At 74.1% G+C, this 21053-nt stretch carries 19 protein-coding genes; 3 read left to right on the forward strand and 16 right to left on the reverse strand.

Features of this window, described 5'->3' with window-relative positions; all coding sequences use genetic code 11:
* Positions 1-105: 105 nt before the first annotated feature.
* The 4 genes from SCATT_RS08845 to SCATT_RS08860 all read right to left on the reverse strand — a co-directional run bounded on the left by SCATT_RS08845 (position 106) and on the right by SCATT_RS08860 (position 5384).
* Positions 106-705, reverse strand: coding sequence for a lytic polysaccharide monooxygenase auxiliary activity family 9 protein (locus tag SCATT_RS08845; protein WP_014142655.1), 600 nt, complete (start codon positions 703-705; stop codon positions 106-108).
* Positions 706-927: 222 nt separating this feature from the next.
* Complete coding sequence (locus SCATT_RS08850; protein ID WP_014142656.1) at positions 928-2109, reverse strand: low temperature requirement protein A; 1182 nt, start codon at positions 2107-2109, stop codon at positions 928-930.
* Positions 2110-2224: 115 nt separating this feature from the next.
* Positions 2225-3730: a M1 family metallopeptidase gene (locus tag SCATT_RS08855; protein ID WP_014142657.1), complete on the reverse strand. Its 1506-nt coding sequence runs from the start codon at positions 3728-3730 to the stop codon at positions 2225-2227.
* A 196-nt stretch (positions 3731-3926) separates the two neighbouring features.
* Positions 3927-5384, reverse strand: a complete 1458-nt coding sequence (locus SCATT_RS08860; RefSeq protein WP_014142658.1) for a peptidoglycan D,D-transpeptidase FtsI family protein — start codon at positions 5382-5384, stop codon at positions 3927-3929.
* Positions 5385-5489: 105 nt separating this feature from the next.
* Here SCATT_RS08860 and SCATT_RS08865 point away from each other — a divergent pair, with 105 nt between their 5' ends.
* Complete coding sequence (locus SCATT_RS08865; protein ID WP_014142659.1) at positions 5490-6773, forward strand: PP2C family protein-serine/threonine phosphatase; 1284 nt, start codon at positions 5490-5492, stop codon at positions 6771-6773.
* Here the strand turns inward: SCATT_RS08865 and SCATT_RS08870 are convergent.
* The 11 genes from SCATT_RS08870 to SCATT_RS08920 all read right to left on the reverse strand — a co-directional run bounded on the left by SCATT_RS08870 (position 6662) and on the right by SCATT_RS08920 (position 18438).
* On the reverse strand, positions 6662-7672 hold the full coding sequence (locus SCATT_RS08870; RefSeq protein ID WP_014142660.1) for a glycoside hydrolase family 6 protein: 1011 nt from the start codon (positions 7670-7672) through the stop codon (positions 6662-6664). The two genes, SCATT_RS08865 and SCATT_RS08870, sit on opposite strands and share 112 nt — an antisense overlap.
* 508 nt (positions 7673-8180) lie before the next feature.
* Positions 8181-8960, reverse strand: coding sequence for an HAD-IIA family hydrolase (locus SCATT_RS08875; RefSeq protein ID WP_014142662.1), 780 nt, complete (start codon positions 8958-8960; stop codon positions 8181-8183).
* A gap of 98 nt (positions 8961-9058) precedes the next feature.
* Complete coding sequence (locus SCATT_RS08880) at positions 9059-10114, reverse strand: 2-aminoethylphosphonate ABC transporter substrate-binding protein (RefSeq protein WP_014142663.1); 1056 nt, start codon at positions 10112-10114, stop codon at positions 9059-9061.
* A gap of 44 nt (positions 10115-10158) precedes the next feature.
* The gene (locus SCATT_RS08885) at positions 10159-10956 is read right to left on the reverse strand and encodes an ABC transporter permease (protein ID WP_014142664.1); all 798 of its coding nucleotides are present in this window, start codon (positions 10954-10956) and stop codon (positions 10159-10161) included.
* Complete coding sequence (locus tag SCATT_RS08890; protein WP_014142665.1) at positions 10943-11824, reverse strand: 2-aminoethylphosphonate ABC transporter permease subunit; 882 nt, start codon at positions 11822-11824, stop codon at positions 10943-10945. Before SCATT_RS08890 ends, SCATT_RS08885 begins: the two co-directional genes overlap by 14 nt.
* Positions 11817-12881: an ABC transporter ATP-binding protein gene (locus SCATT_RS08895; RefSeq protein WP_014142666.1), complete on the reverse strand. Its 1065-nt coding sequence runs from the start codon at positions 12879-12881 to the stop codon at positions 11817-11819. The genes SCATT_RS08890 and SCATT_RS08895 overlap by 8 nt, the downstream gene beginning before the upstream one ends.
* Positions 12881-13588 (reverse strand): phosphonatase-like hydrolase, encoded by a 708-nt coding sequence (locus tag SCATT_RS08900; protein WP_014142667.1) that lies wholly within the window; start codon positions 13586-13588, stop codon positions 12881-12883. The genes SCATT_RS08895 and SCATT_RS08900 overlap by 1 nt, the downstream gene beginning before the upstream one ends.
* Complete coding sequence (locus tag SCATT_RS08905; protein ID WP_014142668.1) at positions 13585-14703, reverse strand: TIGR03364 family FAD-dependent oxidoreductase; 1119 nt, start codon at positions 14701-14703, stop codon at positions 13585-13587. The genes SCATT_RS08900 and SCATT_RS08905 overlap by 4 nt, the downstream gene beginning before the upstream one ends.
* Before the next feature lie 144 nt (positions 14704-14847).
* The gene (locus SCATT_RS08910; protein WP_014142669.1) at positions 14848-15654 is read right to left on the reverse strand and encodes a GntR family transcriptional regulator; all 807 of its coding nucleotides are present in this window, start codon (positions 15652-15654) and stop codon (positions 14848-14850) included.
* A gap of 29 nt (positions 15655-15683) precedes the next feature.
* Entirely contained in the window at positions 15684-16544 is an 861-nt protein-coding gene (locus SCATT_RS08915) for a hypothetical protein (RefSeq protein ID WP_014142670.1), read from the reverse strand.
* A 775-nt stretch (positions 16545-17319) separates the two neighbouring features.
* On the reverse strand, positions 17320-18438 hold the full coding sequence (locus tag SCATT_RS08920; RefSeq protein WP_014142671.1) for an ROK family transcriptional regulator: 1119 nt from the start codon (positions 18436-18438) through the stop codon (positions 17320-17322).
* Positions 18439-18534: 96 nt separating this feature from the next.
* Between SCATT_RS08920 and SCATT_RS08925 the strand changes: the two genes are divergently transcribed.
* Together SCATT_RS08925 and SCATT_RS08930 are read left to right on the forward strand one after the other, a co-directional pair.
* On the forward strand, positions 18535-19614 hold the full coding sequence (locus SCATT_RS08925) for a Gfo/Idh/MocA family protein (protein WP_014142672.1): 1080 nt from the start codon (positions 18535-18537) through the stop codon (positions 19612-19614).
* Positions 19611-20144: a heme-degrading domain-containing protein gene (locus SCATT_RS08930; protein ID WP_014142673.1), complete on the forward strand. Its 534-nt coding sequence runs from the start codon at positions 19611-19613 to the stop codon at positions 20142-20144. Before SCATT_RS08925 ends, SCATT_RS08930 begins: the two co-directional genes overlap by 4 nt.
* A gap of 38 nt (positions 20145-20182) precedes the next feature.
* On the opposite strand, the gene SCATT_RS08935 is transcribed toward SCATT_RS08930, so the two are convergent.
* Positions 20183-21040 carry a fumarylacetoacetate hydrolase family protein gene (locus SCATT_RS08935; RefSeq protein ID WP_014142674.1) on the reverse strand — a complete coding sequence of 286 codons (858 nt, stop codon included), beginning with the start codon at positions 21038-21040 and terminating at the stop codon, positions 20183-20185.
* Positions 21041-21053 lie beyond the last annotated feature (13 nt).

The raw sequence follows: 21053 nt of genomic DNA on the forward strand, positions 1-21053 counted from the left end.
CAACACGAGGTATCGCCCCGGGTCGGCGGGGCGGTGGCGAACGCGGACCGGGCGGGTCCCTCTCCGCCGCGAGGGGCCCGCCCGGGGTACCGGTGGCGAGGACGGTCAGAACTGCACGTCGGCGCAGGCGTAGAAGGCGTTGCCGGTGTCGGCGATGGTCCATACGCCGAGGATGAGCTGCTTGCCGGTGTGGCCGGAGGGGATGGTGGCGTTGTGCACCACGGTGGACGGCGGCTGGGCGCCGTTGTAGGGGATGGTCAGGAAGGGCTCGGGTTCCAGCTCGGAACGGGTGAGCGGGCGGGTGGGGTCGTAGCTGCTGTTGGTGATGTAGTACTTGAAGTCGGTGGTGGCGTGGCGGGCGGTGAGCGTCCAGGTGAAGTCGTAGCTCTGGCCGCCGGTGAGATGGGTGGCCGGCCAGTCGCCGCCGCGCGGGTCGTCGAGTTCGGCGAAGCGGTCGTTGCCGCCGCTGCATATGGTGCCGTCGGAGGGGCCGGCCAGGGGGAAGCCCTTGGGGCCCTCGACGCTCTGCGGCTCCCATTGGATGTCGCCGCAGTCGGTCACCGTGCCGGCGGCGCACAACGCCTGGCGGCTCGGTGGCGTGCTGATGTAACCGTGGCTGTTGGCGCTGCCGGTGGCCAGCACGGTGGCGCCGAGGACGCCGAGTCCGACCACGGCGGCACTGAGCTTGCCGCGCTTTGTGCGCATGGGGCACTCCTGACGTGCGTGGGGTTCACGATGTGGGGTGCGGTGCAGGGGGTGGAACGGGTGCAGGGGAACGTGCGGGGAAGGCGTGCGGTGTCGAGCGGGGGGAGGCGCTGCGGTCTAGACCAAGACGCACCATAGTCTTCATGTTTTCGCCATGTCCAGACCAATGCATGGCAGCGCTCCGCACCAACTCGGCGCACTTCCCCAGCAGTTGCGCGCCGCTCATCCCGCCGTACGCGCCCCCGTCCGCCCGCCACGCGCCGCCAGCGCCACCCCCACCACCACCGTCAGCGCCGACACCCCGCCCGCCAGCGGCACCGCGGCCCGCCCGGCCGGCGTGCAGCACAGCACGAGCACCGCGGCGCAGGGCAACGTGAGCTGCTGGGCGAGGCCGCGTTTGACGGTACGGGCGTGCAGCAGCCACACGGTGAACAGGTAGACGGCCGCCGGAACGGTGACCGCGGCCCCCGCCGCCCGCGCGCCGATGTGGGCCGTACCGACCGCCTCGGCCACCGCCACCTCCATCCCGGCCCCGATCGCCGCGGCCGAGGCGAAGACCGCGTAATGGCCGTAACCCCACGCGAACGCCCGCCGGTTGGAGGTGAGGCGTTCATGGATCGGCACCGCGAAGTAGATCCACCAGGCGGCGAAGACGATCAGCAGCCCGCCGAAGGCGAGCGGCAGCAACTCGCCGAGGCCACCGTGCCGGTCCAGCGCGGTCTGCACCGCGACCGTCGCCGCCGAGATCGTCTCGCCCAGCACGATGATGGTGAACAGCCCGTACCGCTCCGCGATGTGATGGGGGTGCCACGCGGTCGGACAGGCGGCCTCCGCCACCACCGGCACCGTCAGCTCCGCCGCCACCATCACCACGAAGGCCCACCACGGCACCGGACCCGGCGGCAGCAGCAACACCAACCACCCCACCTGGCACATCGCCACCCCGGCCGCGTACCGCCCCGCCGCCACCCGCTCCCGTCCGCGGCTGCCGTGCGCCGCGCGCGACCACTGGCCCACCAGCGCCAGCCGCATCACCAGGTAGCCGATCGCGGTCACCCCGAACTCACCCCGGTCGAACGCCCGCGGGACCCCCGCCGCCAGCACCAGCACCCCGGCGATCTGCACCAGCGTGGCGACCCGGTACGCCACGTCGTCGTTGTCGTACGCCGACGCGAACCACGAGAAGTTCATCCAGGCCCACCACACCGCGAAGAACACGGCCGCGTAACCGCTCACCCCGGCCGCCGCGTGGCCCGCCTCCAGCGCGTGCGCCAGGCGCGCCCCCGCCTGCGCCACCGCCACCACGAAACACAGGTCGAAGAACAACTCCAGCGGCGTCGCCACCCGGTGCCCCTCACCCCGGCCGCGCGCCGCCATCCGCCGGTACGGTCGGTACGTCGCCATGGCGCCCACTGTCCGCCAACCGTCCGCCGGCCACGGCGCGGCGCGCCGGACGGGTCACACCGGCAGCGCGAGGGCCGCCCCGCGAGACGGCGGGGCGGCCCTGGGGGGGGAGGCGTCAGCGGGTCGGGTGGGCGGGGTGCTCGGCGGCGGTCGCCTGGTGGATCTGCTTCCAGGACTTGGGCTGGTGCGGGGAGACGGCCGCGCGCAGACCGGCCTTGGCGGCGGTGGCGGTGGCGGGCCTGGCGGGGGTGTAGAGCCAGGTGGTGAAGAAGTCGCCGAGCTTCTTGCCGGAGATCTTCTCGGCGAGCTTCTGGAAGTCGGCGATACGGGCGTTGCCGTAGGCGTGGGTGGCGGTCCAGGTGCGCAGGATGCTGAAGAACGCCTTGTCGCCGACGGTGTTGCGCAGCGCCTGGAGGGCTTCGGCGCCGCGGTCGTAGACGGCGGCGTCGAACTGCTTGTCGGCGCCGGGGTCACCGGGCTTGACGGTCCAGAAGGGGTCGTTCGCCGGGTGCGAGGAGTAGACGTAGTCGGCGAGTTCCTGCGTGGTGCCCTCGCCGACGTGCTCCGACCACAGCCACTGGGCGTAGCTGGCGAAGCCCTCGTTGAGCCAGATGTCCTGCCAGCGCTCCAGCGAGACGTCGTCGCCGAACCACTGGTGGGCCAGTTCGTGGACGACCACCGAGACGTTGGAGCCCTTGGCGAAGTCGGCCGGGCTGTAGTAGGGCCGGGTCTGGGTCTCCAGCGCGTAGTGGGTGGTGGTGTTGGGCACGTAGCCGCCGACCGAGTCGAACGGGTAGCGGCCGAAGATCGAGCTCTCCCAGTCGATGACCTCGCCGGTGCGCTCCACGCTGGCGCGGGCCGCCGCCGCGTTGTCGCCGAGGTCCTTGCTGTAGGCGTTGATCACCGGCACGCCGCCGTCGGTGGTGCCGGTGGTGATGTCGAACTTGCCGACCGCGAGGGTGGCCAGGTAGGTGGCCTGCGGCTTGTTCTGCCGCCAGGAGTAGCGGGTCCAGCCGGCCTGTGAACTGGGCGTCGCGGGAAGGCCGTTGGAGATGGCCTGGGTGCCGTCGGGTACGGCGACCGAGACGTCGAAGGTGGCCTTGTCCGAGGGGTGGTCGTTGCTGGGGAACCACCACCAGGCCGACTCGGGCTCGTCGGCGGCGACCGCGCCGTCCGGGGTGCGCTGCCAGGCGGTGAAGCCGTTGACCACCACCTTGGAGGGGACGCCGGAGTAACGCACCACGATGGTGACGTCCGAGCCCTTGGCCAGCGGCTTGGCCGGGGTGATCCGCAGCTTGTGGGCGGCGGGGTCCTCGCTGAAGGCCGCCTTGTGCCCGTCGACCCGGACGTCCTGGACGCCGAGGGAGAAGTCGAGGTCGAAGCCGGACAGGTCCTGCGTGGCGGTGGCCAGCAGGGTCGCCGTGCCGCTGAGGGCGTCGGTCTTCGGCTGGTAACGCAGCCGCAGGTCGTAGTGGGAGACGCGGTAGCCGCTGTTGCCGTACGTCGGGTAGTACGGGTCGCCGATGCCCGGCGCTCCGGGCGTCGGCTCGGCGGCGGCTGCCGGGATCGCCAGCAGCAACGCGAGCGCGGACGCGGCCGAAGCGATGGCTCTCTTGCGCACAGGTCCTCCAACTCGGGGGCTCGAACCAGGGGTAGCGAGCGAACGGTTGGACGATATGCGGACGCGTGGCCGCGGGCCACCGGTTCTCAGGTGCCTGTCATGAAAGCTTCATGGCCGGGCAATACAAACGCGCCACCTTCGCGGGCGGTGCGAAGGTGGCGCGCGGTGGCGGCGTACCGCCTGGTCAGGAGGTGCGTCAGGAGGTGCCCAGGGCCGCCTTCGTCATCGCCTTGGCGATCGGTCCGGCCATGCCGTTGCCGCTGATCTCCGAGCGGACGCCGTCGGGGTCGTCGACCATGACGGCCACCGCGATCTCCTTGCCCGCGCTGTTCTTGGCGTAGGAGACGAACCAGGCGTACGGGTTGCCGCTGTTGTCGACGCCGTGCTGGGCGGTGCCGGTCTTGCCGCCGACCTCCATGCCGGGTATCTGCGCGTTGACGCCGGTGCCCTGCTGGACGACGCTCACCATGGCCGAGCGCAGCTGTTCGGCGGTGCGGGCGCTGACCGGGTGGGACTTGACGCTGGTGGAGATGGTCTGGAGGGCGTCGCCGCCGCCGTCGACCACCTTGGTGACCAGCCGGGGCTGCATCAGCTCGCCGTTGTTGGCGATCGCGGCGCCCACCATGGCCATCTGCAGCGGGGTGGCGCGCACGTCGAACTGGCCGATACCGGTCTGCCCGGTCGAGGACTTCGGCATGCCGGTCGGGTAGACGCTGGTCGCGACGCTGATCGGGATCTCCAGCTTGCTGTCGTCGAAGCCGAACTTGTCGGCCATCGCCTTGACCTTGTCCTGGCCGAGGTCGATCGCCATCTTGGCGAAGACGGTGTTGCAGGAGTACTCCAGCGCCACGCGTATGGAGGCGTCCTTGCAGGGCGCGGAGGCGTTCTCGTTGGGCAGCGGGTTGAGCGTGCCGGGCAGGGTGTACGGGTAGGGGCTGTCGGTCTTCTGGTCGACGGAGGAGTACAGGTTGTTCTCCAGCGCCGCGGCGGCGACCACGAGCTTGAACGTGGAGCCGGGCGGGTACGTCTCGCGGATCGCCCGGTTGTTCATCGGCTGCTGCTTGTCGGTGGTGTACTGCACCCACGCCTTGGCGTCCGCCTTGGAACTTCCGGCGATCTTCGACGGGTCGTAGGAGGGGGCGCTGACCAGGCCGAGGACGTCACCGGTCTTGGGATCGAGGGCGACGGCGGCGCCGTGCCGGTTGCCCAGGCCGTCGAAGGCGGCCTTCTGCACGGCCGGGTCGATGGTGGTGAGCACGTCACCCGGCTTGCCGTTCTTACCGGTGAGTACGTCGAAGAGGCTCTTGGTGCGGCTGTCGGTGCCGTTGAGCACGTTCTGGTAGACGCCCTCCAGCTGGGTGGCGCCGTACACCTGGGAGCTGTAGCCGGTGACGGGCGCGTAGAGGCCGCCGTTGGGGTAGGTGCGCTTGTACGCGAAGTCGCTGCCGGTGGTGCGGGCGGAGCCGGTGATCGGCTTTCCGGCCACGATGATGTCACCGAACGGGTTCGCATACCTCGCGATCATGTTCCGTCGGTTGTGCTTGTCGTCGGCGAGCGCCTGCCCCTTGACCGCCTGGACCCAACTGGCCCGCGCCATGACGGCGATGACCAGCAGCAGACAGAAAATCGATGTACGCCTGATCGTCTTGTTCATCCCGGGGAAAGGACGAACGGGGAGGGCGGTTGGTTCCCTCGGGTGACGCACACCGCACCGGCGGTCCCCGGGCCGGAGGCAAAGGCGACCCGATATGTTCGGATTGTGAGGAGCAGCCGATTCCGTGCGGCGCTGGAGGCGCTGGGCACCGCCGTCTCCGCCCACCAGGGCATGACCACCCCCCTGCTGGCGGTGATGGCGGTCTGCGTCGCCGACATCCTCGTCGGCCCCAACCACTTCCTCGCCCCGCTGATGGTGGTCGCCCCGGCGCTGGCGGTGGCCACCACGACCTGGCGGCGCACCCTGGTGGTGGGGGCGGTGGGGGGCCTGGCGCAGGCGGTGCTGGTCCGCTACGACGCCACGCTGACCAGCCACGACCGCCGGATCCTGGCCGGGATGGCGGTCGGCTACCTGACGGTGGTGCTCTTCAGCGCCTACGGGGCGTGGTGGCGGGAGCTGCGGTCCCGGCAGTTCCAGGCGGTGGTCTCGGTGGCCGAGGCGGCCCAGCGGGCCCTGCTGCGTCCGCCCGGGCCGCGGGTGGGCGGGCTGCGGCTGGCGGTGCGCTACTCCTCGGCGGCCGACGCGGCCCAGATCGGCGGCGACCTGTACGCGGTGCTGGACACCCCGTACGGCGTACGGGTCCTCATCGGCGACGTGCGCGGCAAGGGGCTGGACGCGGTGCAGACCTCGGCGGTGGTGCTGGGGGCCTTCCGGGAGGCCGCCTACGACGAGGACGAGCTGACCGGGGTGGCCCGGCGGGTGGACGCCAGCGTGGCGCGGCACGTGCCGGACGGCGAGTTCACCACCGCGCTCTTCGCCGAGTTCCCGGGCGGCGAGGGGGCGCCGGCCGGGAACGAGATCGAGATGCTGCACTACGGCCACGTCCCCGGGCTCAAGGTGGCCCCGGACGCCACCGTCACCACGCTGGAGCCCCCGGAGCCGTGGGTGCCGCTGGGGCTGACCCGTTTCGTCACCGGCGCCCCGGTGCCGTGGCGGGTGCCGCTGAGCCCGGACGACGTCCTGGTGCTGTGCACCGACGGGGTGGTGGAGGCGCGCGGCCACGCGGACGGGGAGTTCTACCCGCTGGCGGAGCGGATCGGCCCGCTGGTCGCCGGGGCCGCCGACGACCTGGAGGCCGCCGTCGAACAGGTCTCGGCGGATCTGCTGGAGTTCACCGCGGGGACGCGGACGGACGACTCGGTGCTGCTGTTGCTGGCCCGGGGGCGTCCGGCCGTCTCCGGGGTCACCGGGGTGGCGCACGCCCCGGTGGGAGCGGATCAGCGGGCGTTGCGGGCCAGGTCGAGCGCGTACTCGGGCCACCACTGGCCGGCCGGGGGTCCGCCGTTGCAGGGGCCGTCGGACTCGCCGGGGGGCTTGACCCACAGGTAGGCGTCGAGGAGCTTGCGGCCGGTACGGGTGGTGGGCGGGGTGCCCAGGGCCCGGCCGGGCGGGTTGCACCAGCCCTGCTGGGGGTCGCGGCCGGCCAGCGGGCCGTTGCCGTTGCGGCTGGTGTCGATCACGAAGTGCTTGCCGCCGAGCGCCTCGGACAGCCGCAGCCCGTAGGCGGTACTGGCCCGGGTGGTCTGGAAGTTGGAGGTGTTCAGGGCGAACCCGGCCGCCCGGTCGACCCCGGCGCGCCGCAGCGGTCCGGCCATCCGCAGCGGGTCGGTGATCCAGCCGGAGTTGCCGGCGTCCAGGTAGACCGCGGTGGCCGGCAGCGAGGTGAGCCGGCCGACCGCGTAGGCCAGCAGCGCATACCGTTCGTCCTGGTAGCGGGGCGGGGTGCAGCCGTCCACCATGTGGGCGACGGCGTCGGGCTCCAGCACCACGGTGGCCGGGCGGGGGCCGATCCCGGCGGCGAGGCGGTCGACCCAGGAGCGGTAGGCGGTGCCGTCGGGTGCGCCGCCGCCGGAGAACTGGCCGCAGTCGCGGTGCGGGATGTCGTAGGCCACCAGCAGGGCGCGGCGGCCGGCGGCTGCGGCCTGCCGGGTGTAGCGGGCGGCCTGCCCCTCGGGGTCGTCGCCGCCGATCCACTTTCCGGCCGGCTGGCGGGCGATCCGGTCGAGCAGCGCCGCGTCGGCGTCGTGGCCGTCCGCGCGCCACTGCTCGCGCTGCTGGACGGCGGCGCTGTCCGGGTCGGCCCAGAACGGGGCGCCGGGGAGCGCGGGGGCGGCGTGGGAGGTCTCGGTACGCGGCGCCCGGCCGGGCGAGGAGCACCCGGCCACCAGCAGCGCGACGCCCACCAGCGCGGCGGCGAGCGCGCCGGGACGGGCCGGGTGTGCGGACATCCACTCCCCCGTTCGACGACGAGACGAGACGACGCTGACCGAGGCGGCCGGCGGCCGGGCCGCCCCTGGCCCGCCCGGGGCCCACCCCGCCGCCGCGCGCCGCGCAGCGGGCGCACCGTGACGCCGCCGGGCCCGGCACGGCACGCGGGTGCGGCACCGGCCGGCTGCCATGCTGGCACACCCCGCCGGGCACCACCGCCGGGCGCGGCCGGTGGCGGCGGCACGCCACCCGACCGGTCCCGGCCGGGCACCGGTCACCCTGCGCGGCCGTTCCCTGACCTGGCGTCAACTCGCCCTGTACGTGGCGTCGTCGGCGCTCTACGGTGGACGGGACGGCCCGCCCGGCGGGGCGTCCTGCCGTCGGCCCGAACGGCGGAATCCATGGGCCTCCCCGGCCGCGCCGGACCACTCCCGCAGTCCGGAGGGCGCAACGGGAAGGGCCGCCGGGTCGGCGGTGCCGGGGGGAGCGGGCCGCCGACCGCGGCGCCCCGCCACGACGGGCGGCGGGTCAGACCAGGTCGATCAGGTCGGCGATGGAGTCGACCACCCGGGACGGGCGGAACGGGTGGCGTTCGATGTCGGCGGGGTGGGTGAGCCCGGTGAGCACCAGGAAGGTCTCCATGCCGGCCTCCAGTCCGGCGAGCACGTCGGTGTCCATCCGGTCGCCGATCATGGCGGAGGTCTCGGAGTGGGCGCCGATGGCGTTGAGGCCGGCCCGCATCATCAGCGGGTTGGGCTTGCCGACGAAGTACGGTTCCTTGCCGGTGGCCTTGGTGATCAGGGCGGCCACCGAGCCGGTGGCGGGGAGCGCGCCCTCGGCCGACGGCCCGGTCTCGTCCGGGTTGGTGGCGATGAACCGGGCGCCGGCGTTGATCAGCCGGATCGCCTTGGTGAGCGCCTCGAAGGAGTAGGTGCGGGTCTCCCCCAGCACCACGTAGTCGGGGTCGGCGTCGGTGAGCACGTAGCCGATGTCGTGCAGCGCGGTGGTGAGCCCGGCCTCGCCGATGACGTAGGCGGTGCCGCCGGGGCGCTGGTCGTCCAGGAACTTCGCGGTGGCCAGCGCGGAGGTCCAGATGGCCTCGACGGGCACGTCGAGACCCATCCGGGCGAGCCGGGCGTGCAGGTCGCGCGGGGTGTAGATGGAGTTGTTGGTGAGCACCAGGAAGGGCTTGCCGGAGCCGCGCAGCCGCTTGATGAACTCGTCGGCGCCGGGCACCGGGATGCCCTCGTGGATCAGCACCCCGTCCATGTCGGTGAGCCATGACTCGATGGGCTTGCGCTCTGACACGGGGACGTCTCCTCAGTCCGGAACGGTTGGGCCCAGGGTAGCCGGTGGCCGGCGCGGGGCGCGGGGGCGTCCGGCTGCCGGTCACCGGCGGGCGGCGGTCAGCTGCCGGTGGCCGTCTTCCAGGCGGAGACGTATCCGTCGAGTTCGCCGTTGATCTTCTTCCAGTCGGGCTGGAAGACGTCGACGCCGGACATGACGCGGCGCAGCGCGTCGGCGTTCTTGTCGGTGGGGTGGACGTCGGTGCGGGAGGGGAAGCCGCCGCCGATCGCGGAGACCTCCCGCTGCACCTCGGGGGAGAGCAGGTAGTCGAGGAACTTCTTGGCGTTGGCGGTGTGGGGGGCGTTCGCGACCAGGCCGGCGGCGTAGGGCAGGGCGAAGGTGGTGGGCCGGCCGCCGCCGTCCGGGGCGGGGAAGAAGATGCCCTGGGAGGGCATGGAGGCGGTGTCGGCGTAGTTCATCTGCACGTCGCCGTTGGCGACCAGCAGTTCGCCCTTGTCCACCTTGGCGGCCAGGGCGCCGGTGGACTTCGACGGGCCGACGTTGTTGGCCTGGAGCTTCTTGAGGAAGCCCATCGCCTTGTCCTGGCCGCCGAAGTCGTGCACGGCCTTGATCAGCACCGCGGTGCCGTCCCCGGCGACGCCCGGCGTGGAGTACTGGATCCTGCCCTTGAACCGGGGGTCGAGCAGGTCGCTCCAGGTCCTGGGGGGCCGCGGGAGCTGCTTGGTGTTGTAGACGAAGCACAGGTAGTTGTCGACGACGGAGGTCCACTTGCCGTCCGGGTCCTTGTCCGTCGCCGTGACCTTGTCCGAGCCGGCCGGGCGGTAGGCGGCGAGCAGCCCCTTGGCGTCGGCCTGCTGGATGAAGGGCGGCAGGGTGACGACCACGTCGGCCTGGGTGTTGGCCCGTTCGCGGGCGAGGCGCTGGACCATCTCGCCGGAGCCGCCCTCCACGTAGTCGACCTTGATGCCGGTCCTGGCCTGGAAGTCCTTGAAGACCTTGTCGTAGAAGCCGTCGCCGGTCTGCGACTTGAGCCCGTCGGCGCTGTAGACGGTGATCTCCTTGGCGTCGCCGGCCGCCGAGGTGCCGGCGCAGGCGGTCAGCGAGGCGCCCAGGGCGAGGACGGCGAGGACGGCGGTGACGGGGTTTTTGGGCATGGCGCGGGAAGCTCCTTGCTTCGGGTGGCGGTCGAGCGGGACGGTCAGCGGTACGAGGCCCGGGTACGTATCCGGGAGACGGCGAGGAGCACCAGCAAGGTGGCGGCCATCAGCACCACCGCCATGGCGGCCCCGGCGAAGAGGGCGCCGCGGTCGGTGGCGCCGAACAGGGTGACCGGCAGCGGCACCCAGCTCGGCGGGTAGAGCATCATCGTGGCGCTCAACTCGCCCATGGACAGCGCGAAGCAGAGCCCGGCGGCGGCGGTCAGCGACGGCAGCAGCAGCGGCAGCCGCACCCGCCACAGCACGTATCCGGGGCTCGCGCCCAAACTCGCCGCGCTCTGCTCGTAGGCCGGGTCGAGCCGGGTGAGCGCGGCGGACACCGACTGGTGGGCGAAGGCGGTGACGAGCACGGTGTGGGCCAGCACCACGATGGCGGGGGTGCCGTTGAGCAGCAGCGGCGGGGTGGAGAAGGCCACCAGCAGCGACAGCCCGACGACCACCGAGGGCACCGCCACCGGCAGCACGAACAGCGCCTCGACCACCCGTCGGCCGCGGCGGCGCAGCGCCTGCGCGGCCAGCGCCGCCCAGGTGCCCAGCGCCAGCGCGGCCACGCTGGCGACCACCGCGGTCACCAGCGAGGTGACCAGCGCGTGCAGGGCGTCCCCGTGCACGGCCTCGCGGTAGTGGGTCAGGGTGGGGCCGGAGGGGAAGGCGCCGCTCCAGCCGGTGGCGAACGAGGCCGCCACCACCACCGCGAACGGCAGCGCGAACAGCGGCAGGAACAGGACGAGGAAGACGGCCCGGGCGGCCCGGCGGCCGGCCCGGCTATGCACCAACACGGCGTGCTCCGGCGGGGGTTCGGGACAGGACGATCCGGTAGATCCCGTACAGGGCGACCGAGAGCACCACGTTGACCACGGCGACCACGCAGGCGCCGGGGTAGTCGGACTCCAGGATCGCCTTGCCGTAGATCAGCATCGGCAGGGTGGTGACGCCCTTGGCGCCGGTGAACAGGACGATGCCGAACTCGTTGAGGCACATCACCAGCACCAGCGAACCGCCGGCCGCCAGCGAGGGCAGCGCCTCGGGCAGCACGATCCGGGCGACGATCCGCGGCGCGCGGGCGCCCAGCGAGGCGGCGGCCTCGATCTGCGCGGTGTCCACCTGCGAGAAGGCGGCCAGCAGCGGGCGCATCACGAACGGGGTGAAGTAGGTGACCTCGGCGAGCAGCACGCCCCAGGGGGTGTGCAGGAAGTCCACCGGCCCGCTCGCCGCGCCGGTGGCGTCGGTCCAGATGCCGTTGACGATGCCGGTGGTGCCGTAGACGAACAGCAGCGCCAGCGTGATCAGGAACGACGGGAAGGCCAGGAAGATGTCGATGAACCTGCCGATCAGCCGGCCGCCGGGGAACGGCACGAACGCGATCACCAGCGCGAGGACGAACCCCAGCAGCAGGCAGCCGGCGGTGGCGCCGACCGCGATCAGCACGGTGTGCGCCAGCGCGGTGCGGAACCCCGCCGAGCCGAGGACCGCGGCGTAGGGGGCGAGCGAGTGGCCGCCGGAGTCGGGCGAGAAGGACTGCCGGACCACCAGGGCCAGCGGGTAGAGGAAGACCAGGGCGAGCAGGGCCACCGGCGGCACCGCCCACACCCAGCGCGGCACCCGTCCGGGGCCGGCGGCGGCGCGGGGCACCGTGGCGTCAGCCATCGCCGACCCCCGCCGCGAGCAGCACCGCGTCCTCGGCGGCGAAGTGGACGGTGACCGGGTGGCCGGGGGCGGGCGGCTCGCGCAGTTCGCGTACGTCGGCCATCACCCGGTGGCCGCCGACCTCGACCAGGAGCCGGTGGGTGGCGCCGCGCCACTGCACCTCGCGCACGGTGCCGGTGAGCGCGTTGGGCCCCTCGCCGAGCCCGACGAGGTGCGGCCGGACGCACAGCGTCGCGGTGGCGCCCGGCGCGGCGGGGCCGACCGCCACCTTCAGGTGGTGTCCGGCGAAGTCGACCCCGTCGGCGCCGACGGTGACCGGCAGCAGGTTGGCGCTGCCGACGAAGGAGGCGGTGAACTCGGTGGCGGGGGTGCGGTAGAGCTGCCGCGGGGTGCCGCAGTCCCGCAGCCGGGCGGAGTCCAGCACCGCGATCCGGTCGGCGAGGGTGAGCGCCTCGATCTGGTCGTGGGTGACGTAGAGGATGGAGACGTCGGGCAACTCCCGGTGCAGCCGGGCGAGTTCGGCGAGCATGCCGGAGCGCAGCCGGGCGTCGAGCGCGGAGAGCGGTTCGTCCAGCAGCAGCACGCCGGGGCGGACGGCGAGCGCGCGGGCGATGGCGACGCGCTGCTGCTGGCCGCCGGAGAGCTCCCGGGGGTAGCGGCGGGCGTAGCCGGACATGCCGGTCATCTCCAGCGCCTCGGCGACCCGGGCGGCGATCTCCTGCCGCGGCACCCGGCGGGCCTTGAGCCCGAAGGCGACGTTGGCCTCGACCCGCATGTGCGGGAAGAGCGCGTAGCTCTGGACGACCATGCCGATGCCGCGCCGGTGCGGGGGCAGCCGGGTGACGTCGCGGTCGCCGATGAGCACCCGGCCCGAGGCGGGGGTGACGAACCCGGCCACCGCCCGCAGCGCGGTGGTCTTGCCCGAGCCGGAGGGGCCGAGCAGGGCCATGACCTCGCCGGGGGCCACGGTGAGGTCGAACCGGTCGAGGACGGTGGCGGCGCCGTACCGGACGGTGACGGCGTCGAAGCGGATCCCCGCGTTCGGCGCGGCGGGCATCAGACCTCCTCCTCCCGTGCGGTCAGCAGGGCGGGCAACTCGGCGACGGAGCCGAGGACATGGGTGGCGCCGGCGCCGGTGAGCCGTTCGCGGTCGTGGGCGCCGGTGAGCACCCCGGCCACCACGGCGGCCCCGGCCCGGACGCCGGTGAGCATGTCGTAGGAGGTGTCACCAGCCACCGCGACCTGGCGGACGTCGTCGGTGCCGGTGCGCAGCAGGGCGGTGAGGACCAGGTCGGGGTAGGGGCGGCCCCGGCCGGCGTCGGCGGGGCACAGGGTCAGGTCGGCGATCTCCCGCCAGCCGAGGGCGTCCAGGATGGCGTCCTGGGTGGTGCGGGAGAAGCCGGTGGTCAGCGCCACCTTGCGGCCCTGGTCGCGCAGGGCGGCGATGGCCCCGGCGGCCCCGGGCAGCGCGGTGACCAGGCCGCCGTCGACCAGCTCGGCGTAGGCCAGCTCGAACTCGGTGTTGGCGCGCCGGGCCAGCTCCTCGTCGCCGAAGAGGGCGCGGAAGACGGAGATCTTGGACTCGCCCATGGTGGCGCGTACGTACGCCAGGTCGGGGGCGACGCCGAGCCGTTCGGCGGCCCGGGTGAAGGCCTGCTCGACCAGGCCGCCGTCGGCGACGGTGGTGCCGGCCATGTCGAGGACGACCAGCCGGGTGCGCGGGTCGTGGTCGGTGGGTGCGGGGGTGGGGGTCATGGTGGTCACCAGCCGAGTTCGTTCGCGGTGTCCTCGCCGATCGCCGGCGAGCAGGTCATGCCACGGCCGCCGGGGCCGGTGACCAGCCAGGCACCGTCGGGCAGTTGGCGCCGGTGGACGACGGCGGCCGGGTCCAGGCACTGGGCGTAGACGCCGGCCCAGCGGCGCCGGACGCGGGGTATCGGGCGGCCGAGCAGTTCGCCGGCCACGGTGGCGAGGTGGTCGTAGGGCTCCTCGTCCACGTCGAAGCCGAAGGGCTCGTCGTACTCGTGGGTGTCGCCGATGGTCAGGCCGCCGTCGAGGCGCTGCACCATCAGCAGTTGCATCCGGTGGGCGGCGGCCACCGGCGGCTGCGGCGACCCGGCCCGGAGCGCGTCGAGGGCGCCGCCGGCGTACGCCGGGTAGTAGCGGAAGCTGTCCGCGTCGGCGACGGCGGTGGTCAGCGTCTCGCCGAGCGGCTCGGTCTGCATCATCTGCAGCCGCACCCGGCGTACCGGCAGGTCGGGGGCGTGTTCGCGGACCAGGCCGGAGAGCCAGGCGCCGGTGCACAGCACCACGTGGTCGCCGTCGTGGCGGTCGCCGTGGTCGTCGGTGACGCCGCCGGGGTGGAGCCCGCGCACCTCACGGCCGGGGAGGAAGGTGTAGCGGCCGGAGGCGGCCAGGTGGTCGCGGAGGGCGCGCTGGGTGACCCGGGGTTCCACGGCGGCGTCCCGCTCGCACCACAGGGCGCCCAGCAGGTCGCCGCGGAGCGCCGGGTTGAGGGCGCGGACCTCGTCGGCGCCGAGCCATTTCAGGCCGCGTTCGCCGGCGTCGGGGCGGGCGAGGACCTCCTCGGCGACGGCCCGTTCGGCCTCGGAACGGACGGCGGTGAGCGAGCCGCCGGGCCGGAAGCCGACGCCGGGGACGCGGGCGCCGATCTCCTGCCACAGCTCCCGGGCGCGCAGCGCGGTGCGCAGCTCGGGACCGGCGGCCCGGCCGCCGACCCACACCAGGCCGAAGTTGCGGACCGACGCGCCGCGCGCCTCCCGCTCCCGTTCCAGATGGACCACCTCGTGCCCGCGGGCTACCGCGTGCCAGGCGTGCATGGTGCCGAGGGCCCCGGCGCCGACGATGACGACTCTCATGCCCCGGAGCTTGCGGGGCGGGCGTGGAGCGTCCACGTCGGAGCGATGAAGCGCCGGTGAACTCCCCATCACGTTTGGGCTAGACCCGTTATCTTTCTGTGACATGGATTCACCGTAGCGGCCGGGTACGACAACGGGCCAGGGTCAGTCGCCGGACAGCCGGGTGGTGAAGCTGAACCGGTCGCCGCGGTAGAGGGAACGCACCCGTTCCACCGGCCGCCCCCCGGTGTCCCGGGAGAGCCGGTGCAGCAGCAGCATCGGCAACGCGGGCGGGGTGCCGATCAGCAACGCCTCGCGGGGCGTGGCCAGTACGGTCTCGATCTTCTCCTCGGCGGTGGCGAACCGCACCCCGAGCCGTTCCCGCAGGTACGCGTAGAACGACGAGTCCGGGTCGAACTCCCGGTCCAGCGCGGGGAACCGGGCCACCGGCACGTAGGTGCTCTCCAACCCCACCCGCTCGTCGTCGGCGAGGAGCACGCGCTCCAGGTGCCACACGGGGTCGTCCGCGGCGATGTCCAGCTGCCCGCCGAGCACCTGCCCGGCCGGCCGCCGGTCCAGCCCGATCAGACTGCGGCCGGGCACCCGCCCCTGACGCCGTACCCCCTCGGTGTACGACACCAGCGACAACGGCTGCTCCAGCTTGGGCCCGGCGACCACCGTGCCACGCCCCCGGCGCCGCAGCCGCCCCTGGAGCAGCAACTCCCGCAACGCCTGCCGCACGGTCTCCCGGGCCACCCCGTAACGCGCCGCGAGATCCCGCTCGGTGGGCACCGCGCCGCCCTCCCCGAGCTGGTCGACCAGCGCCTCCAACTCGGTCTTCACCGCGTAGTACTTGGGTACGCGGCCGTGCTCGGGGATCCCGGCCCGCACCGGCCGGCCGGGGCCGGGGTCGGCGCCCTCGCCGACGGGGTCTTCGGGGACGTCCGGAGTCGTTCCGTGAGGCTGCTGCACGGGGCGATCTTCGCAGAAGCGCCCCGGCGTCAGCGCCGGCGCCGCCCGAAGAGGGTCACCAGGACGACGCCGGTGGTCACCAGGGCACAGGACAGCCCGAGGATGCGGGCCGAGTACCGCCCGGTTGCGGCCAGTTGGGGCCGGGGCGGGACCAGGTCGAACGCGTAGTGGTTGGACTCCCCCACCCACGCGCCGCCACCGCCGCGGCGCTGCATGGTGGTGGCGGAGGCGACGACGCGGTCGGGGGCGGCGGTGCCGTCGGTGAACCGCAGCCGCAGCGGTACGGTGACGGTGGCGTGCGCCGGCACCGTCAGCCCCGGGCCGTTCTCGCCGCCGGCCAGCCCCACGTTCTCCGCGTGCTCGGTCCCCTCGAACGCCACCGGCTGCCACCCGGCCCCGCCCGGCCGCCGCCACTCCAGCGCGATCCGCCCCGGCGTCAGCTTCCGCTCCGCGTCCACCAGGACGATCACCGGATGCACCTCCCGGCACTCGTCCCCGGTCGTGTTGCGCAACGTCAACGTGAACCCCCGCGCCCGCTCCCCCGGCACGTACGCCACCGGTCCCCCGTCGAGCCGGGCCACCACCGGGAACTCGGTGGCGGCGGGGTCCCCGCACACCGGCGGGGTGACGGCGGGGTCGGGCGGCGGGGCGGGGTCGGGGTGCGGGTCGTTCCGGCCCACGGCGGAAGCCGACCCGGCGCCCCGGGTCCGCCCGCTACGCGGCGCCGCCCCCACCGTCGCGCCGGCGCCCCCCGCGCCCCGGGCCGCCGCGGGCACCGGACCGGCGTACGGGACGGTCGCGGCGAGCGCGACGGCCGGGCCGGCGATGACGGCGGCGACGGCCGCCAGCGGGACCAGGGCCGCGGCGGGACGGACGGTGCGCAACTGCATGACGGTGCCTTCGTGTGCCACGGGGTGGTCGGGGTGCCGTCAGCAATGTCACACGCGGGGGCGGCGGGGCGGGGTCCGACGCGGTGGGGTGGGGTGGGGATGGCCCGGATGCGCGGGGTTGCCGTCCGGTTGGCGGAGTTCCCCTTGCGGGTTCGCTCGCGCTGACGGTCAGCCATTACCTCGCCGGGGTGCCCCCGATCCCCTTTCGTCGTGGCTGGCGTCACAGCTGTTTCCCCCCGCCCACCCGTGGCTGTCATCGCATAGCGCGGGGTGCGCACTGTCATCGTCGGGTCCGGGGGCCCTCCGGGGTGACTCCTCGCTCCCCGTATCCGCCACGGTTGCGCTCCGGCTACTGGGTCGCTGCGGGGACACCCCTGCACGCCCCCGTCCGGTCTCGTTCCGCGCTGCGGCACGGGGCGGGTAAGAAAAAGATCGGGGTCACCCCAACCTCCTCACTCACCCCCACCCGCGAAGAGAGGCACCCGCACGACGGCCGGAGGGGGTGTGCCGGGGGTGTCCCCGCAGCGACCCAGTAGCCGGAGCCAAGCTGTGGCGGATACGGGGAGCGAGGAGTCACCCCCGGCGCGCCCCCGACCCCGTACCGGCAGTAGGCGAAGCCCCCGGTGCCGAACCAAACCAAAACCCCACCCCACCCCCCCACCGGAGGGAAAGGGGCCCGCCCAGTCGTGGGCGCCGGGGTTCCGGGGGCACCCCGACACACCGGGGCCGACGGAGTCACCCCGGCACCCTGGAACGGGCGAACCGGCCACCACGTTCATGGCTGACCGCCAGCGCGAGCGAACCCGCGTAGGGCGAGGCGGGCGGCGCCGACCGCGACGAGGCGGGGGGCGTCCGGGGCGTCCGGGGCGACCGAGACGGGGACGGGGTGGCCGGCCCGGAGGGCGAGGGTGGCGGCGACGTGCCGGGTGTAGACGTCCGGCGCCGCGAGGACCGCACGGCCGCCGAGCACGACATGGTCGATGTCGAGGAGGGCGACGAGGTTGGCCGCGCCGACGCCGAGCAGCCGGGCGGCCCCGGCGGCGTCCCGGCGCCGGAGCGCGACGAGGCAGAGCGCCTCCAGGCAGCCCCGGTTGCCGCACCCGCACAGCGGACCCGCCAACTCCACCGTCTGGTGGCCGAACTCCCCCGCCCCGGTACGCGCCCCCCGGTACAGCGTGCCGCCGAGCACGAGGCCGGCGCCGAGGCCGGTGGCCAGGTGGAGGTAGGCGAAGGAGGCGGTGGAGTCGGGGCGGGCGGCCTGGACGGCGAGGGCGGCGGTGTTGGTGTCCTTGTCGAGCACGACCGGCAGGGAGAGGCGGTCGGCGAGCGCGTCGCGCAGCGGGTACCCGTCCCAGCCGGGGAACCCGGTGACCCGGTGGAGCACGCCGCGGGCGTGGTCGAGCGGGCCCGGCGCCGCGACCCCGGCGCCGAGGACGTCGGCCGCCGGGACGCCGGCGACCACGTCCCGTACCCGCGTGGCGACCGCCGACAGCAAGGTTTCCGGGGGCGCCCCGAGGTCGAAGGGGACGGTGCGGGCGGTCACCGGTTCGCCGGCGAGGTCGACGAGGACGGTGGTGAGTTCGTCGCGGTCGAGGTGGACCCCGACCGCGTACCGGGCGGTGCGCACCAGCCGCAGCAGGGTGCGGGGCTTGCCGCCGGTGGAGGGGGTGCGTCCGGCCTCGTCGGCGAGGCCGTCGGCGCGCAGCCGGGCGACGATCTTGCTGACCGCCTGCGGGGTGAGCCCGGTGCGTTCGGCGAGTTCGGCGCGGCTGACGCCGGGGCCGTCGCCCACGGTGGCCTGCCGCAGCAGTTCCAGGACGAGCGCGGTGTTGTGGCCGCGCAGCACCGGCAGGTTGGCCCCGGCACCGCCGATGCCGTCCGTCGGACCGCTCATCGTTCTCCCCCAGGGCCGCCGTCGTCCGTGGTGGGCCGCCGCTCCCACGGGCGGCCCTTGCTTGCACTTTAGCAACGCTGTTGTTTAAGTGGACGCATGAGCAATGCCCCGTTGCGCGTCGGCCTCATCGGCTACGGCCTGGCCGGCTCCGTCTTCCACGCCCCGTTGATCGCCGCCACCGACGGCCTGGTCCTGGACACCGTGGTCACCGGCGACCCGGAACGCCGGGCGCGGGCCGTCGCGGAGCACCCCGGGGTGACCACGGTGGCCGGCGCCGACGAGCTGTGGGCCCGGGCCGGCCGGCTCGACCTGGTGGTCGTCGCCTCCCCCAACCGCACCCACGTCCCGCTCGCCACCGCCGCGCTGCGCGCCGGGCTGCCGGTGGTGGTCGACAAGCCGGTGGCCGGCACCGCCGCCGAGGCCGCCGCGCTGGCCGACCTGGCCGAGGAACGCGGCCTGCTGCTGTCGGTCTTCCAGAACCGCCGCTGGGACAACGACTTCCTCACGCTGCGCGCCCTGCTGGACGACGGCGCGCTCGGCGAGGTCCGCCGCTTCGAGTCGCGTTTCGAACGCTGGCGTCCGGTCCCCAAGGGCGGCTGGCGCGAGTCGGGCGACCCGGCCGAGTACGGCGGCCTCCTGTACGACCTGGGCAGCCACCTGGCCGACCAGGCGCTCACCCTCTTCGGCCCGGTGCGCACCGTCTACGCCGAGGCCGACGTACGGCGGCCGGGCGCCGAGGCCGACGACGACACGTTCATCGCGCTGGAGCACGCGGGCGGCGTCCGCTCGCACCTGTGGATGAGCGCGGTGACCCCACAACTCGGGCCCCGGATGCGGGTGTTGGGCTCCACCGCGGGTTACGTCAAGTACGGCCTGGACCCGCAGGAGGCCGCGCTGCGCGAGGGGCGGCGGCCGGGCCCCGGCTGGGGCGAGGAGCCGGAGTCGGCGTGGGGCACGCTGGGCGCCGGCCAGTCCCCGCCGGACGGCGGCGGCGAGCCGGTGCCCACCCGGCCCGGTGACTACCCCGCGTACTACGCCGGGGTCGCCGCCGCGCTGCGCGAGGGCACGGCGCCGCCGGTCACCGCCCGGGAGGCGGTCGCCGTCCTCCAGGTGCTGGAGGCCGCCCGCCGCTCCGCCCGCGAGGGCCGCACCGTCTCCCTGGAGGAACGGGCATGAGCCACCCGACCCCGTCCACCCCGCGCCCCGAGGCGGGCGAACGCGAACGGGCCGCCGCGCTCGTGGCCGAGCTGGAGGAGCAGGAACGCCGCCTGGTGCTGCCCCGGCTCACCCATGAGGACACCTGGCGGCTGGGCACCCTGCTGCGGGAGCTGGCCGCCGTCCGGCGGGCGCCGGTGGCGGTCTCGGTACGCTGCGGTGAGCAGCGGCTCTTCCACTGCGCCCTGCCCGGCTCCAGCGCCGACAACGACGAGTGGATCGAGCGCAAGTGCCGGGTGGTGCGCCGTTACGGGGAGAGTTCCTACCTGGTCGGGGCGCGGTTCCGGGCGAAGGGGACGACCTTCGAGGCGTCCGCGCGGCTGGATCCGGCGCGTTACGCCGCGCACGGCGGGGCGTTCCCGCTGCGGCTGACCGGGGGCGGCGCCGCGGTGGCCGGTGTCGTCGCCGTCTCCGGCCTGCCGCAGGCCGAGGACCACGCGCTCGTCGTGGAGGCGCTGGAACGCCTGACCGGCGAGGGCGCGCGGGGCTGACCTTCCGGTCCCCGGCGCGGGGCCGGGGACCGGGGGCGTTACGCCTGCTTCAGCTCCTGGCGCTGCCGGCCCAGCCCTTCGATCTCCACCTCGACCACGTCGCCGGGGCGCAGGTAGGGCTTGGGCTCGGGGCGGCCCATGGCGACACCGGCCGGGGTGCCGGTGCTGATGACGTCACCGGGGTGGAGCGTCATGAACTGGCTGACGTAGCGCACCACATAGGCCACCGGGAAGATCTGGTCGGCGGTGGAGCCGTCCTGGCGCAGCCGCCCGTTGACCCACAGCCGTACGGTGAGCGCCTGCGGGTCGGGGACCTCGTCGGCGGTGACCAGCCAGGGGCCCAGCGGGCTGAAGGTCTCGCAGTTCTTGCCCTTGTCCCACTGGCCGCCGCGCTCCAGCTGGAACTCGCGCTCGGAGACGTCGTTGGCGACCGCGTACCCGGCGACGGCGGCCAGCGCCTGCTCGTCGGTCTCCAGGTAGCGCGCGGTGCGGCCGATGACGACGGCGAGTTCGGCCTCCCAGTCGGTCTTGACGCTGCCGCGCGGGATCAGCACCGGGTCCTCGGGGCCGACCACGGTGTCCGCGGCCTTGAGGAAGACGATGGGCTCGGCGGGGACGGCGGCGCCGACCTCGGTCGCGTGGTCGTAGTAGTTGAGCCCGATGCAGACGATCTTGCCGACGCGGGCGAGCGGCGGGCCGATCCGCGTCCCCGGGGCGTCGACGGCGGGCAGCGTGCCCTCCTCGGCGGCCCGGCGGATCCGGTCCAGGGCGGCGGGGTCGGCGAGCAGGGCGCCGTCGACATCGGCCACCAGGGCCGAGATGTCACGCGGGATCCCGGCAACGTCCAGCAGCGCAGGGCGTTCCGCTCCGGCCGGTCCGACACGCAGCAGCTTCACCAGTGGACTCCCG

The sequence above is a fragment of the Streptantibioticus cattleyicolor NRRL 8057 = DSM 46488 genome (genome assembly GCF_000240165.1).
GTDB classification, from domain to species: domain Bacteria; phylum Actinomycetota; class Actinomycetes; order Streptomycetales; family Streptomycetaceae; genus Streptantibioticus; species Streptantibioticus cattleyicolor.